This is a genomic window from Rheinheimera metallidurans (genome assembly GCF_036983985.1).
GTDB classification, from domain to species: Bacteria; Pseudomonadota; Gammaproteobacteria; order Enterobacterales; family Alteromonadaceae; genus Alishewanella; species Alishewanella metallidurans.
Genome location: NZ_JALAHQ010000001.1, coordinates 340,696 through 355,631 on the forward strand (window position 1 = coordinate 340,696; position 14,936 = coordinate 355,631).

General features: G+C 45.7%; 11 protein-coding genes. 3 read left to right on the forward strand and 8 right to left on the reverse strand.

The features are described 5' to 3' along the window. Window positions 1-57: 57 nt before the first annotated feature. Both MN199_RS01615 and MN199_RS01620 read left to right on the forward strand, forming a co-directional pair. A complete protein-coding gene (locus MN199_RS01615; protein WP_335738214.1) occupies window positions 58-1,923 on the forward strand; it encodes a GGDEF domain-containing protein in 1,866 nt (621 codons plus the stop codon). 40 nt (window positions 1,924-1,963) lie between these two features. Continuing rightward, on the forward strand, window positions 1,964-2,350 hold the full coding sequence (locus tag MN199_RS01620) for a YacL family protein (protein ID WP_335738215.1): 387 nt from the start codon (window positions 1,964-1,966) through the stop codon (window positions 2,348-2,350). Window position 2,351: 1 nt separating this feature from the next. On the opposite strand, the gene zapE is transcribed toward MN199_RS01620, so the two are convergent. The 8 genes from zapE to MN199_RS01660 form a co-directional block, all read right to left on the reverse strand. Then, window positions 2,352-3,428 carry a cell division protein ZapE gene (gene zapE, locus MN199_RS01625; protein WP_132581684.1) on the reverse strand — a complete coding sequence of 359 codons (1,077 nt, stop codon included), beginning with the start codon at window positions 3,426-3,428 and terminating at the stop codon, window positions 2,352-2,354. 45 nt (window positions 3,429-3,473) lie between these two features. Next, on the reverse strand, window positions 3,474-5,105 hold the full coding sequence (locus tag MN199_RS01630) for an amino acid ABC transporter ATP-binding/permease protein (protein ID WP_335738216.1): 1,632 nt from the start codon (window positions 5,103-5,105) through the stop codon (window positions 3,474-3,476). After that, the gene (cydD, locus tag MN199_RS01635) at window positions 5,095-6,798 is read right to left on the reverse strand and encodes a thiol reductant ABC exporter subunit CydD (RefSeq protein WP_335738217.1); all 1,704 of its coding nucleotides are present in this window, start codon (window positions 6,796-6,798) and stop codon (window positions 5,095-5,097) included. The genes MN199_RS01630 and cydD overlap by 11 nt, the downstream gene beginning before the upstream one ends. Before the next feature lie 13 nt (window positions 6,799-6,811). Then, window positions 6,812-6,925 (reverse strand): cytochrome bd-I oxidase subunit CydX, encoded by a 114-nt coding sequence (cydX, locus tag MN199_RS01640; protein ID WP_335738218.1) that lies wholly within the window; start codon window positions 6,923-6,925, stop codon window positions 6,812-6,814. A gap of 17 nt (window positions 6,926-6,942) precedes the next feature. Further along, window positions 6,943-8,079: a cytochrome d ubiquinol oxidase subunit II gene (gene cydB / locus MN199_RS01645; RefSeq protein WP_335738219.1), complete on the reverse strand. Its 1,137-nt coding sequence runs from the start codon at window positions 8,077-8,079 to the stop codon at window positions 6,943-6,945. Between the two features lies 1 nt (window position 8,080). Continuing rightward, window positions 8,081-9,640, reverse strand: coding sequence for a cytochrome ubiquinol oxidase subunit I (locus tag MN199_RS01650; RefSeq protein WP_335738220.1), 1,560 nt, complete (start codon window positions 9,638-9,640; stop codon window positions 8,081-8,083). Between the two features lie 138 nt (window positions 9,641-9,778). After that, complete coding sequence (locus tag MN199_RS01655; protein WP_132581694.1) at window positions 9,779-10,639, reverse strand: MurR/RpiR family transcriptional regulator; 861 nt, start codon at window positions 10,637-10,639, stop codon at window positions 9,779-9,781. Between the two features lie 128 nt (window positions 10,640-10,767). Then, the gene (locus tag MN199_RS01660; protein WP_335738221.1) at window positions 10,768-13,524 is read right to left on the reverse strand and encodes a TonB-dependent receptor domain-containing protein; all 2,757 of its coding nucleotides are present in this window, start codon (window positions 13,522-13,524) and stop codon (window positions 10,768-10,770) included. 203 nt (window positions 13,525-13,727) lie between these two features. Between MN199_RS01660 and MN199_RS01665 the strand changes: the two genes are divergently transcribed. Continuing rightward, entirely contained in the window at window positions 13,728-14,930 is a 1,203-nt protein-coding gene (locus MN199_RS01665) for an anhydro-N-acetylmuramic acid kinase (protein ID WP_335738222.1), read from the forward strand. The last annotated feature ends 6 nt before the right edge of the window (window positions 14,931-14,936 follow it).

Consider the following 14,936-nt stretch of genomic DNA (forward strand, 5'->3'; position numbering starts at 1 on the left):
CTCTCTACGCTAAGTTGAGACACTGCTGGCCTAAAACGGATATTAAGTGAGACAAAATTGCATGTTATCAGATGTTTAATACTCGGAAGTATTTTCAGTTTTGTCTTTAGTACGGTACTGGCCAATGAGCTAAGCTTACCTGAATATAGTAAGTTGGCTAAAACCGATCCACAGGTACTAATAGAATTATTAACCAACGCCAATACCGTACCTAGCGTGTTAAGTGCCGCTGATAACGCGTTGTTGTTAAGTACTGCGTATTATGCCTTATCGCAAGCTCAACCTGCTATTGAATACGCTGAAGCAGGCTTAGCTGATAGTGCATTGCAGCAACAAAACCCTATTGTTTTTCATCAGCTTAAGCTAGCACGGGCGGTTGCCTATGATCTAGCAGGAACACCGGCAAAAGGCCTAGTTGATGCTAGTAATGCTATTACTTGGGCACAAAATAACCAGCAAACCGGTGTCTTAGTTGGTGCATTATTTAGCCGCGGTGCGTTGTATATCAGTTTAGTTAATTATCTTGATGCCTTACGCGATCTAAACCTCGCATATCAGTTGGCTGAGCAGCAGCCGGATCTTGACACGCATAAAGCAGAAGTTGCTGGCATGATTGCGTTGGTATATGAATATCGACGTGAAGATGCTTTAGCCATACCGTATTTTACCGAAGCCGTGGCTTATCAGCGTGCTGAGAAAAATTGGTTAGAGCTAAGTGTCGCTCTATATGGCTTGGGCCGAGCCATCAAAAACACCGGCGATCTCAAACAGGGTTTAGCCCTGCTAACTGAGTCGGCAACCATAGCGCGCCAAGTTGATGACTTTCAAGGTATTGCTTATGCGGAAAAAGAAATTGCCGGCATTGAATTAATACAAGGGCATAACGCCAACGCAAAACAGCTTTTTCAAAGCGCACTGCAGATATTTAATCAGGGCGACAACCGCTATATGCAGCTTGATACTAATCTTAGTTTGGCCAAAATAGCCTTGTTAGAACAAGATGCCAAGCAAGCTGCACAGCATTTGCAGCAAGCCGAACACTTTGTTAACCCTGAGACGATGCCAATTCAAGCCTTAGCCATTGAAAGCACTAAGGCAGAGCTTTTGGCGCTAAATGGCGAATACAAGCAAGCATATCAACTGTTGTCAGCTAACCAGCAGCGCAAACAACGCTTAGACAACCAACAAAGTGCAGAGCAGTTGCATCAGTTACGAGTTAAATATGATGTTGAAGCCCAGCAAGCCGAAAATAAGTTGCTGGCGCAACAAAATACGTTACAGCAGATCCAAAATGCCGCGCAAAATCAGCAAAAATGGTCACTCATTTTATTATTGGTGTTAAGTTCAGCGTTAATTTTCTTATTGCTTATGTTGTTTCTTCGCGCGCGAAAAAATAAACGATATCTTGAGTTATTGGCAGAAACCGACGGCCTAACTGGGGTGTATAATAGACGTAAAATTATGGAGCTATTTCAGCAGCAGTTTGAACTGGCGCAGCGTAGTGACCAAGCATTAAGCATAGCGATATTAGATTTAGATTGGTTTAAACAGATAAATGACCAATTTGGCCATCAAACGGGTGACGAAGTATTATGGCGTTTTGCCTCATTATGTAAGCAGCAGTTGCGAAAAAGTGATCTGATTGGCCGTATTGGTGGAGAGGAGTTTATCGTTATTTTTCCCTGCACCGATCTTGCTGCGGCAGAGCAACTAGCCAAACGCCTATGTGCGAAAACGCGTGAGTTAGAAACGATGATGCCCAAGCCGGGTTTATCGGTGTCGGTATCTATAGGCTTAGCCTGTAATCAGCAGTTACTATCGGGCACTGAATTTATTGCAGCAGCAGATAAAGCGTTATATTTAGCCAAACAAGCGGGTCGAGATCAGGTTAAGCTGGCCGATTACAGAAAACTTAGTGTTTAAGCGCTGTTTTAATTCTGCATTTTAAGCTTGGAGTAGTTAAGTGGAATACGATTTTATTTATGACCGTAATAGCCGCAATTATAGTATGCGGCTGGGTACTGAGCATGAAGTGTTAGGCCGGTTTTTATTAGATGAGTTTGGCCAGCAAGTTGAAGCTTATTTGCCGCTGCTGCAACAGCTTAATGCGCTGAAACCGCAGCAGAGCATGCAATATCAGGGGCGGGAGTTTCTGTTAGAAGTTGAGCGCAGTGAAGTGACAGTGCGCCATAATACGTTGCTAGGTAGTGCCCACACCACGCTAGCTGAGCAGCAACAATTAGCCGATGATGATTTGCAGCTAGATGAGCAGGGTATGATTAGCCAGTGTGGCTTAGAAGATTTACTGCAATTGCTGCAGGCATGGCAGCAGTTTTTAGCCGGTAAATAAGTTAAGGCTGCCAGCTTTGCATTTCAAATAGCCGTGAGCTGCAACGCTCAAAGGCAAAGCTTAGTTGCTTGGCTTGGTATAGCTGTAAAATATCCACTTCGGCACTAATCAGTAGTAAGCACTTTTGCTCATAACATTCATCTACTAAAGCAATAAACCGCCTGGCTTCGTCGTCTAATTTGCTAACAAAGTACTCTTTATTTTCGCGCTGATACTGATCTTCAACGCCATGCACTATCGCTTTTGCTGCCTGATAACTAAATTGCGGTACTTGATACAGCGCAATAGCCTGATAATCGCTAGCCAGCGCCATATAATCGAGCTGACTGCGTGGGCCGGAGCACAGTGCCATAAAGTCAAAGCCAATAACCTTATCGTTGCGCCACAACACAGCAATATCTCGGTTCGCGATAGTTATTGCTGAGCAGGGCGTAACACTACCAAACGTTTGTTCGGCTAATTTCTGTAATTGCAACATGCTGGCGTGCTGTAAATAATAAGGCTGTGCCGTGGTTATTTGGCGCCGATAGTCGATGCCGTTATCCAATGCGATAACCTGACAATATTGTTGTAGCAAAGCAATAGTGGGCAAAAATCGCTGTCGTTGCAAGCCGTTATAGTACAGATCGGTTGGTGGCGCATTGGATGTGGTTACTAGCACTACGCCTAGTTCAAATAAATAGCGCCAAAGGGTGCCAAGTAGCATGGCGTCGCCAATGTCTGAGACAAAAAACTCATCAAAACACAGCAGCTTGTACTGTTTGGCCCAATTAGTGGCGATATGCTGTAGTGGTTCGGCGGTGCCACTGATGGCGTGTAGTTCTTTGTGCACCCGTGCCATAAAGTGATGAAAATGCAGTCTGATTTTGCGCGGTGTTTGCACCTGCTGGTAAAATTGATCCATCAATAAGGTTTTACCCCGGCCAACCGGGCCATAAATATATAAGCCGTTAATGCTGGCGTTGATATCAGCATTAAGCTGCTGCGCTAAAGCATGTAATTGCGCCAGCAGTTGGTATTGTTGTTCATCGTAATGCAACTGACCTTGTTCAATTAGCTGTTGGTAATGCGTTAGCACGGCTGCTTATAATCCTTTTAACTTAACACCCTAAATATGGCTAGTTTAACACGGTTCTAACTGTAGGTGTTTAGCATGGGCAATGCTAACCCGCTGATGACTAACAATAATCAGTAGGCCATCGCGTTGGCGTTTCAGCAGTGCGGCTAATACCTGTTCGGTGCTGGCGGGGTCTAGCCCGGCGAAGGGTTCATCGAGTAATAATATCGGCCTTTCTGCTAATAATAACCGCGCTAGCGCAATGCGCCTGGCTTGCCCGCCTGACACTGCCGCGCCATATTCGCCCATCACCGTATCTAAGCCAGCGGGCTGTTGCTTAGCCCAATCCGCTAAGGCGACGTCAACAAGCACCTGCCACAGTTTGTCATCGCTAGCATCTGGTGCTGCTAAACGCAGGTTTTGTGCTAGCGTGAGATCGAAAATATCTGGTTGCTGAGTGAGGTAACCTAAAGTTTCGTCTAACTGCCAGTGCGCATAAGCGTGGTTATTTAATTCAAGTGCACCGGTGCAGGATAATTGATTAGCCAGAGTCATTAGTAGTGTGGTTTTGCCACTGCCAGATGCACCACTAATTAATAGAACATCGCCGCTGCGCAGGCTGAAACTGACGTTATCGGGGCCGTGCAAGGCTTGGCCTTGTCGAGCAGACAGTTTACTGACATTTAAACTAAAGGGTGCATTAGGTATGGCCTGCTTGACGTCAGCTACAACAGCATAGCCGTCAGCTAACTGATTTAACCGATCTCGTGCTGACATACTTAAACCTAGCGCCATAAAGCTCTGGCATAACGGCAGTAGCGCTTCATTTAATGCCCACAGTGCCAACAGTGCAGATAGCAATAAGGGTACGCTTAGCACCGCATGGTTCACCAAGACACTGCCTTGCCACAATAATGCCAGTAGGCTAAGTGCCAACAAGCTTTGCTGAATTAAGCTAACCCGACTAGCAAGCTGCTGCTGACGTAATTGTAGGCTCATGTAAGCATGGTCGTGCTGGCTAAAATATCGAGTTTTGTCTTGCCAACGCTGCCAAAGCAATAATGAGGTTAGCATTGCTAATGGCTCTAGTAATACGGTGCGACGTGTTGCTGCAGCTTGAGTGTCTTGTTTGGCCAGTGCAATGCCTGGGCGTAATGTAAGCAGCGGTATTATTAGCGCGAATACTAGCGGTAGGCCTGCGCTATAAAATAGTGCTGGCGCTAGCAGGTACCAAAATAATAATACCAGTGCGCTAAGGCTGCAGGCCCAAAACCACGGTGTAACGACTTTGAGTGGCAGCTGGTCAAGTAAATCAATATCAGTAACTAAGCGCTGTAAGGTATCGGCTGAGTGGCGGTTATGCTGCTTGCTGCGCGCCAACGTAGCAAAGCTCTGTACGCGTAAATCTTTTAGTAAGCCCAACGCAGCATAGTGCGAAGTTAGGCGTTCGGCATAACGCCCAGCAGTGCGGCCAATAGCGCATAAGCGAATAATGGCGGCGGGGCGAAAGTAATCAAAACTTATTGCACCAATGCTGGCCATGCCGGCTAAGGCTGCGGCGCTAATAAACCAGCCTGATAAGGCCAATAAGGTAACGGCAGACAATAGCGTAATAAACCCCAGCAACAGTGCTAATAACCAAGCTTTGCTGCGGCTATGTAATAAGTTGCGCAACTTAATTGGCTGATTAGCTAACATGGTTAAACGTTGCTCCTGTGGTCGGCTTAGTGCTATCGGCAAGATTTATTACCTTATCGAGCCAAGCTAAACCGTCAAGCTGATGGCTAACAATAATCACTGTCTTGCCCACGCTTAACTCGGCAATAAGCTGATGTAGTCGATAAGCTGTGTCGGGGTCTAAATGCGCAGTGGGTTCGTCTAATAACCAAAGCTGGCTATCACGCAGTAGCAGTTGTGCCAGCGCCAAGCGTTGTAATTGGCCACCAGATAAACCTAGCCCGCGTTCACCTAACACAGTATTTAACTGCAGCGGTAATTGCTGAACTAGTGGCCATAGCTCTACTTGTTGCAAGCTGGCAATCAGCTGCTGCTCACTGGCTTGTGGTGCGGCCAAACGCAGGTTGTCGGCAATGCTGGCGGCGGCAATACTGCTGTGCTGCGCCATATAACCCAGTTGCTGTTGCCAGTGCTGGCGCTCAAGTTGCAGCAGCGGTTGTTGATTAACTAAAATACGGCCTTGATAGGGCAAAAAGCCAAGTAGCGCATGTAATAAACTGGATTTTCCACAGCCACTTGGCCCTTGTAATGCTATACGTTCGCCTGCTGGAATACTTAAGTGTACCGGTGCTAAGCGTTGTCGGCCATCGTTACCAAGAATGTGCAGTTGCTGTAATTCAAGGCTTGGGGCTTGGGTTAGCGTAAGTTGCGTTGTACCAGGGTGCTGCCAGGCATGGCTTTGCAGTATGGGCGCAAGCTCGGCTATTGCCGCTTCGGCTTGCGCTTTGGCATGGTAATCACTGCCCAGTTGGCGCAGTGGCGCATAAAATTCAGGCGCTAATAATAAAATAAATAACGCACCTTGATAAGGCACCGGTATTTCACCTTTGGCCCAAGGTAATATACCCAGTAAACCCAAACCTAAATATACGGCTAATAAGGCGATAGCTAGCGCCGAGAAAAACTCCAGTACTGCACTAGATAAAAATGCTAGTTTAAGCACCGCCATAGTGCTGTCGCGGTAGCGCTCGGCAGAGTTCGCAACCGACTGTTCGGCGCGCTGGGTTGCTTGCAATTGTTGTAACGTATTCATACCGCGAACTAAGTCTAAAAACCGACCGCTCATGCGGCTTAGTAATTGCATTTGGCGCTGGCTGGCCGCTGCGGCAGCATTACCCAGTAGCACCATAAATATGGGTACTAACGGCGCGGTAACTAATAAAATAATACCCGCCAGTGGGCTGTAAATAAAGGTGGCAATAACCAATAGCAGCGGTGTTATTAATACTAAATAACGCTGCACATAGTAACGGCTGATAAAGCCATCTAACGCATCAACTTGGTCTAGCAATTTACTACTTAAGCTACCATCACTGCCATATTGGCTTTTACCTGGGCCGGCTGCAGCCAGCTTATCGAGCAAACTGCGGCGTAAATTTTTTCGTACCGTTAAACTGGCATTAAGGCTTAATTGCTCACGGCCATATTGCAACAGTGGCCGGCCCAGTAAACATAATACTAGCCAAGGTAAAGCTGAGATTAATAGCGTGCTGCTAAGTGGTTGCTGTTGCTGACTGGTTATTAGCCAATCAGCAAACAGCATTGCCAACAGATAGCTTTGCAAAATAAACAGCAGGCTACTAGCAACCGCCAACAGTAAGGCTAAGTGCAGAAGTTTGTGCTGTGGCCGCAGTAATTGTTTTAACTGCGCCACAGCGGTAACCGAACTAGTCAGCTTGAGTTTCCTCGTCTTCGTAGCCTTTAAACTCCAGCCACATTGCGTTAATAATGCCAAACGAGCAGGCCATTAATACGCCTAAAATCCAGGCAAAATACCACATGATTTATACTCCTTGGTTTAGTACAGCGAATTACTGTTATCGCGAATATGCTGCTCGGTAACTCGGCCACGCATGACAAAATAACTCCACGCGGTGTACATTAATATTAAAGGTACAAAGATACAGGCAACGACAAACATAATCATCAGCGAGGTTTCACTAGCGGTAGCGTCCCACATAGTTAAGCTATGCGCAGGCGTGCTACTAGAGGGCATAACAAATGGGAACATACTAATGCCGGCAGTAAGAATAACCATAGCAATGGCGGTAGCTGAGCTGACAAAAGCCGTAATATGCCGCTGCGCTTTGCTGGCTAAGGCACAAACTAAAAAGCCTGCCACACCCAGCGCTGGCACTAACCATAACAACGGCCATTTACCGTAGTTAGTAAACCAAGCACCTGCTGCTATGGCTACGCTCTTTTCGGTGGTGCGGTTGGCGCCGTTAGTATCAATAATACTAGTAACGCTGTAGCCGTCTACGCCAAAATATAGCCACACGCCAGCGAGGACAAAAATAACCGCGCACACTGCGGCAACTGCTGTAGAGAGTTTTTCACTGCGCACTTTAAGTACACCGTCGGTTTTCAGTTGCAGGTAAGCCGCACCATGATTAACAAACATCAGCAAGCTAAGCACACCAGCAAGTAGTGCAAATGGGTTTAATAACGCCCAAAAGCTACCGGTGTAATGCAGGCGTAGAATATCATCAAAGTAAAACGGTACACCTTGCAGTAGGTTACCAAAGGCGACACCAAAAATAAGCGCTGGAATAGCCGAGCCTGCGGTTAGCGCCCAGTCCCAGCGGTTACGCCAAGCATCGTTATCAATTTTAGAGCGGTATTCAAAACCTATTGGTCGTAAAAATAAGGCAAATAATGTCAGCATTAATGCGATATAAAAACCACTGAACGACGCAGCATATACCGTGGGCCAAGCGGCGAATAAAGCACCGCCGGCGGTAACTAGCCACACCTGATTGCCGTCCCAGTGCGGGGCAATGGTATTAATCATCACGCGGCGCTCGGTATTGGTTTTACCAATAACTTTTAGTAAGGCTGCTACGCCCATATCAAAACCATCGGTAACGGCAAAACCAATTAGTAATACGCCAATCAGCAACCACCAGATAAATCTTAGTGCTTCGTAATCCATGTTATGCCTCCTTCGTTACAGCAGGGCTTTCTAAATCATATTTGCCGGTATGTAAGGTAGATGGGCCAATTTTGGTGTATTTGATCATTAGCCACATTTCGATAATAACGAAGATGGTATACAGCACCACTATGCTACCCAAACTAAACCAAATATCGCTGACGCTAAGTTGAGATACCGCCATATGGGTTGGTAAAATTTCACCAATCGCCCAAGGCTGACGGCCATATTCGGCAACAAACCAGCCAGTTTCACACGCTATCCAAGGTAAGGGTAAGCTAAATACGGCAAACCTAAGCAGCCATTTGGGTTTGCTTATAGTGCGCTTGGCGCTGTGCCAAAATGATAGAGCAAATAGCAGTAGCATTAACATGCCGCAGGCCACCATGACACGAAACGCCCAAAATAACGGCCACACTTTAGGAATTGAGCCTTCTACCGCAGCGGCTATTTGCTCGGGGCTGGCATTAGCCACATCGTCGGTGTAGCCGCTTAATAACATACCGTAACCTAAATCGGCGCTAACTTCGTTAAAGCGGTTTACGGTAACGGCAGATTTATCGCCAGCGCGGTATTGCTGCATTAACACATAGGCTTCTTGACCACGAATTATACGTTCTAAATGTTGCTGTTTTAGCTCGTGCAAACCCGGCACTTCTTTATCCAGCGAACGCGTGGCAATAAGCCCTAATACCGCTGGAATTTTTAACGCGTAGTCGGTAGTTTGGGTTTCACTATTGGGTAAACCAAATAAGGTAAAGGGTGCTGGTGCAGGGTGGGTGTGCCATTCGGCCTCTACTGCGGCCAGTTTCACTTTTTGCACGTCACCTAGTTCATAACCTGATTCATCACCCAGTACAATAACGGATAATGCGCTGGCTAAACCAAAGGCTGACGCGATAGCAAAGCTGCGCCTTGCAAAGGCGAGGTCGCGGCCTTTAAGTAAATACCAGCTAGAAATTGCTAACACGAAAATGGCACCAGTGACATAACCGGCTGATACGGTATGCACAAATTTGACCTGAGCGACGGGGTTAAAAATAACCTCGCTAAAGCTGGTTAGCTCCATGCGCATGGTATCAATATTAAATACTGAGCCAACCGGATGCTGCATCCAGCCATTGGCAACTAAGATCCACAGTGCGGATAAGTTGGTCGCTATGGCCATTAACCAAGTAACTAATAGGTGTTTTTCTTTACTGAGTCGATCCCAGCCAAAGAAAAACAAACCAAATAATGTTGATTCAAGGAAGAAAGCCATTAAGGCTTCAATAGCCAGTGGCGCGCCAAAAACATCACCCACATAGTGCGAATAGTAGGACCAGTTTGTACCAAACTGAAATTCCATCGCGATACCGGTAGTTACGCCGATTGCAAAGTTAATACCGAATAACTTACCCCAGAATTTGGTCATATCACGATAAATGGTTTTGCCGGTCATCACATAAACCGATTCCATAATTGCCAGTAAAAATGCCAAACCGATAGTAAGAGGAACAAACAGGAAGTGGATCATTGCCGTAAAGGCGAACTGAAGCCGTGATAGGTCTACAATATCCATCTGCATACTCCGCGTGCGCAGGTTAAAAGGAGCTGTACTCACAAAGTGGTACAGTTTTGACACTATACAAGCATAGGCAGCTAACACCTATGTGTTAGATCAAGTTTTCAAAACTTTATATTAGCGAAATTGAATATTTTACCGTTTGCGCGCTAAAAAGGTATCGACAGCTTTATTTGATGCTGCAAGTTTTTTTCGCCCTTGGGGGCAGGTTTGAGTTAACAAAATAAATAAGGTATCTATAACTAACTCTTGGGCGTTGCGCGCCAGTATTGATGATAACCGTGCTGAACCCTCGTCTGCCACCGTGTACAAGTTTACTCCAGCTAGCTTAGCCACGCTATTATTGCCATAAGAGGTAATAGTGATTATCTGTACACTATTGGCTGCGGCTTGTTCGGTTATTTTTACACTATCAGGTGTTTCGCCTGATTCACTTAACACCACCAATACGTCTTCTAAGGTGTAATTAGCAATATTAGCGAGCTGAACGTGGGTATCGGTTTCGGCTAATGCGGCAATACCTAATTTTTGCAGCTTAAAAGAGAAATCTTTTGCTACTAATGCCGAGCCGCCTTTGCCACATAACAATACTCGTTTAGCATTACGTAACCATAATGCCGCCTGTTCAAAATGAGTTTGCGAGTTAATAGCATGGGTTTTTTGCAGCACATTAATTTTGCTCGCAAGTAATTTTTGCGTCATGGCGCTAAACGTATCGTCTAACGAAATTTCACCATGCAATTTATCAGTGCTTAGTATCGGAGCTTGACGATGTAGGCTGTCGTTAATGGCAAATTTGAAATCAGGGTAACCTTTATAGCCTAGTTTTTGGGTAAAACGCACCACGCTTGCTTGGCTTATGCCGACTGCTTTAGCCAGCAGTTGTGAGGGCATATCACGAATATGATCAGGGTTAGCTAAAATGTAGTCTGCCAGTTGCTGTTCAGCGCGAGGAAGCTTTTCACGTAGGGCATTAATTTTATCGAGTACAGACATCTGGTGGTCCTGTTTACTTGGCAGCTAGGCACAGTAGGGTAAAACGGCTTTAACCAGCAGCTTATTACGATAGAAACCAATTGAAAAGCCCAGCCTGTAATACAGGCTGGGAAACACCGAGTCTTAGCTTAAAACGCGGGTGTGTAACGCAGTGAAACGCCTAAAGTACGACCTAAAACTGAGTAATCGCTAACGGTATTAAAATGGTTAGCGCCAGATAGAGGTAACGGGGGGGCTTTATCTAACAAGTTATCAACACCGGCTGTAACGCGCACCTCATCAGTTGCTTGCCATGATGCTGATAAGTCAATGTAGTTTTGCGCGGCAATACTGATACTGCGGTTAGCATCATTTTCAACCGAGCCAATACGGCGCCAGCCCAGTTGTACGCCTACTGTGTCAATATTCCAGTCTAGTGTCATGCGGTGTTTGTAGTCAGCTTGTAACACGCTAGCAAAGTCGCCTGAACAAGCACTGCCAAAGGTACCTTTACAATCTATTGCGGCAACTGTGGCATTATTTTGCCGAGTTTGTTTAGTAATAATTGTACCTTGGTATCCCGCTTTCATGCTGCCGCCCATAAAGGCAGGTGCTGCAAAGCGGTAATTTAATGCTAAATCAAAGCCACTTTGTTTCATTGCAGCTAAGTTAAAGTCGTTCACTATGGCGGTGCTAATTAACCCCGTTTGTGGGTTACGTGGTACTGCGTCACATAATGGGTTGCCGGCAACAGGGTTGTCGATATAGCAGTTTTTCAGTGCGGCAGCGGGCTGTATTTGGCTTACCGCGTCAGTAATTTCAATATTGTAGTAATCCAAAGTTGCATCGAAGCCGTCGATATAAGACGGTGTGAACACCAAGCCTAGGGTCGATGATTCGGCTTGCTCTGGTTTAATATTGGGGTTACCACCATAGGTATAGCTTGCCGTTGATGCATCAAACGGCGTGCCAACAGCTGCTGCGCCATAGCGCGCACACTGCTCAGCATTACCCGTGCCTAATAAACACGGATCACCGTTAAAACGACCAGCAAAGCGCGGTACAAATTGGGCGTCGGTTTGATCAAACAACGCCAGTGATAGCGCGGTAATAGGGCTAGCAAATTCGCCTAGGTTAGGCGCACGAAACGCGGTTTGGTGGCTAGCGCGAATACGGACATCGCTATTAATCGCCCAGTTTAAACCTAACTTATAAGTGTTTTTAGCATCGGTATTAGAGTACTCCGAAATACGATAAGCGCCTTCAAAATCTAATTGATCAAAAAACGGCATATCAAATAACAACGGAACTAAAACTTCGGCATAAACTTCTTTACTATCAAAGCCAGCGTTCATATCAAATACGCTAACGGCCGCATAACTGGTGCCATTACGAAAAGCATCGCCAGGTATTTGTTTGCCAGACTCTTTACGATATTCATAACCTAACGCATAGCTTACTGCGCCGGCTGGTAGTTCAAATAGGGGAGTTGAGTCGCCAGAAAGTGTTGCGGCAAGCACGTTTTGCGTACGCTCACGGTTTGAATAGAGTAATGGTGTGCTAAAGGAGCTTAGGTCTAAATTAGGGTCAAATAAGTCGACGCTATTGGCAATTGCAGCAAACCTGCTGCCACCGGTGTTATTGATTTTATAGGCATTGTTATAAATAGTTGAGGTTTCGTCGGTACGGCCAAACTGCGCGTACATGTCATAGCGTAAGCTATCGGTGATATCGCCTTTTAAGCCAAACTGATACTGACTAGACTCACGCACGGCATCGGTATGCTGTAAACCTAAACCTAAATTCCGTGCCACGTTAACTACGGCTTGTCCATTGCTATCAAAACTAATTAAATTTCGTGCTTCAGCTGGAATAAACGGATTATCGATGGTTAATGTTACCTTCTCGTTAACGCTAACCGGAGTTTGACCACTAGCGCCAGCACCGTTTACCTTAACTTTGGCATACATAACCCGGCCATATAGCTGAGCATAATCGCTAAATTCTGTATCAAAAAATAAGCCCGCTGATAAACGGTCCATAGGCTGAATTAAGTTACGCTCACCATTGATGTTAGTGTTATTGGCAGTAGCCGTAACTGCACCACTATCACTAATACCAAAGCTATTACCGCTGGCTACATCAGTATAAAAACCACCGGTGTTAATCATGCTGTTACTGTTTTGCATGGCCCAACTACGATCACCCGCCAGCAACGCTTTACGCTCAGAATAACCAACATAACCGGTAAGATGACCACGACCATTAGCAATATCACCACCAAACACAGCTTCAGTGTTTAGCTTTTCTGCACCATCTTGCGCGGTTTCATAGCTCGCTGATAGCTCAACGCCGTCGAACTGGTCGTCCATAATAAAGTTCACCACACCAGCAACGGCATCGGCACCATAAACAGCAGCAGCGCCGCCAGTTAATACGTCAACCCGCTTAATTAAACCAGCAGGGATAATATTAACGTCAACCGAGTTACGAAAACTAAAAGGCACCGCCCGAGTGCCATTAATTAATACCAGTGTACGGTTTTGGCCAAGGCTGCGCAGGTCAATGGTTGAAGAACCTAAAGAGTCACCTACTGTAGCGCCGGTCGCATTTGCACCAGCGGCTGCTTGTGGCAGTTTTGCGGTAATATCTTCTACGTTTACCGCGCGGTCTAGCTGAATTTGCACTTCATCTACTGAGGCAACAGGGCTTGATGCAACTAACTCAGTACGCGCAATACGCGAACCGGTAATAGTAATAACTTCCGGCTTTTCAGCACTGTTAGTACTGTCTTGCTGTTGGGCTAATGCGAGCTGGCTAAACAGTGCTAAGTTAACTGCTAGCGCCAGCTTAGATGCGTTGCGTAGATTAAAGCTGCTATGTTTATTGCCGAGATACGTTGTCATCTTTATATACTCCCTGTTGCTAGCGCAATGATATTCGTTCAGATTGATGGATTTTTTATACGTTGTTCGCTATTTATGCTGAATTTATACGCCAGCTTTTTTGCTTTTGCAATTTTATTTAGTAAGCATGCATATATTGTTGGATAAATTATTCATGGTAAAGTTAAGCTTCGTGCCCAAATGTCATGCTCAAGGAAATAATAATGCACAGCCATATTCAGCAGCTATTTGATATTGCTGCTAAACCCAGTCGTAAAATAATTGGCCTAATGAGCGGTACCTCGCTTGATGGTTTAGATGTGGCCTTGTGTGAGCTGAGCGGCAACGGTTTAGACACTAATATTAGCGTGTTGCAGTTTATGACCGTTGATTATGACGCTGATTATAAGCAGCGGGTGAAAGCGGTGTTTGCTAAGCGCGAGGTTGATTTACAAAGTGTGACCTTACTTAACCCATGGATTGGCCTAGAGCATGGCAGAATGATTAACCAGTGTTTAGCTAAGTGGCAGTTAACAGCAGCAGACGTTGATGTGATAGCCAGCCATGGCCAAACTATTTTTCATTGTCCTAAACGCCAACATAACCTCGCTGATTACGGTAATGCTACCTTACAAATTGGTGATGGCGATCATCTTGCGGTAACTACCGGCATAACGACTATTAGTGATTTTCGCCAGAAACATATTGCTGCCGGTGGCGAGGGTGCGCCTTTAGCGGTATATGGTGATTATCTATTGTTTAGTAGTCGCGACGAAAATCGCATCATGCTGAACATTGGCGGTATCGCTAACTTTACGTGGCTGCCGCAAACTCTTGATGCTAATGCGGTATTTAGTAGTGATATTGGCCCCGGCAATACCATGATGGATGCGTTTATCCAACGGCATTATCCAGCTCAACACTTTGATGCCGATGCCAAGCTAGCAAAAGCCGGTAAGGTAAGTGAGCCTTTACTGGGGGCCTTGATGCAAGATGAGTTTTTTACCCTTAACTTTCCTAAAACGACGGGGCCAGAGGTATTTAATTTAGCCTATTTAGCTAACGCCCAACAGCAGTCTGGCACGCAAAGTTTAAGCCATGCCGATATTATGGCAACGTTAAACTGTTTTTCCGCACAGATGATTATTGCGGCTATTAAGCAAACCACCGCCCAGCTAGATAACTTTGTTATTTATGCCAGTGGTGGTGGCATTCATAACCCCGTATTAATGAGCCAAATTCAACACGCATTACCTGAAGTAGCTATAAAAACTACTGCCGATTTAGGTATAAACCCAGATGCTAAAGAAGCGGTGTTATTTGCCGTACTGGCAAATGAATGTTTAGTGGGTGGTAAACAGCAGTTTAGTAATGCGCGTGAGGGCATACCTGGCGTAACTATGGGTAAAATTAGCTTTGCTGATTAGTGCTTA

Excerpts from the sequence above, each read along its gene's own strand:
- MN199_RS01655 (WP_132581694.1), bottom strand. The coding sequence starts at position 10,639 with ATGTCTGTACTCGATAAAATTAATGCCCTACGTGAAAAGCTTCCTCGC.
- MN199_RS01630 (WP_335738216.1), bottom strand. The coding sequence starts at position 5,105 with ATGTTAGCTAATCAGCCAATTAAGTTGCGCAACTTATTACATAGCCGC.
- MN199_RS01660 (WP_335738221.1), bottom strand. The coding sequence starts at position 13,524 with ATGACAACGTATCTCGGCAATAAACATAGCAGCTTTAATCTACGCAAC.
- MN199_RS01650 (WP_335738220.1), bottom strand. The coding sequence starts at position 9,640 with ATGGATATTGTAGACCTATCACGGCTTCAGTTCGCCTTTACGGCAATG.
- cydX (WP_335738218.1), bottom strand. The coding sequence starts at position 6,925 with ATGTGGTATTTTGCCTGGATTTTAGGCGTATTAATGGCCTGCTCGTTT.
- cydB (WP_335738219.1), bottom strand. The coding sequence starts at position 8,079 with ATGGATTACGAAGCACTAAGATTTATCTGGTGGTTGCTGATTGGCGTA.
- MN199_RS01665 (WP_335738222.1), top strand. The coding sequence starts at position 13,728 with ATGCACAGCCATATTCAGCAGCTATTTGATATTGCTGCTAAACCCAGT.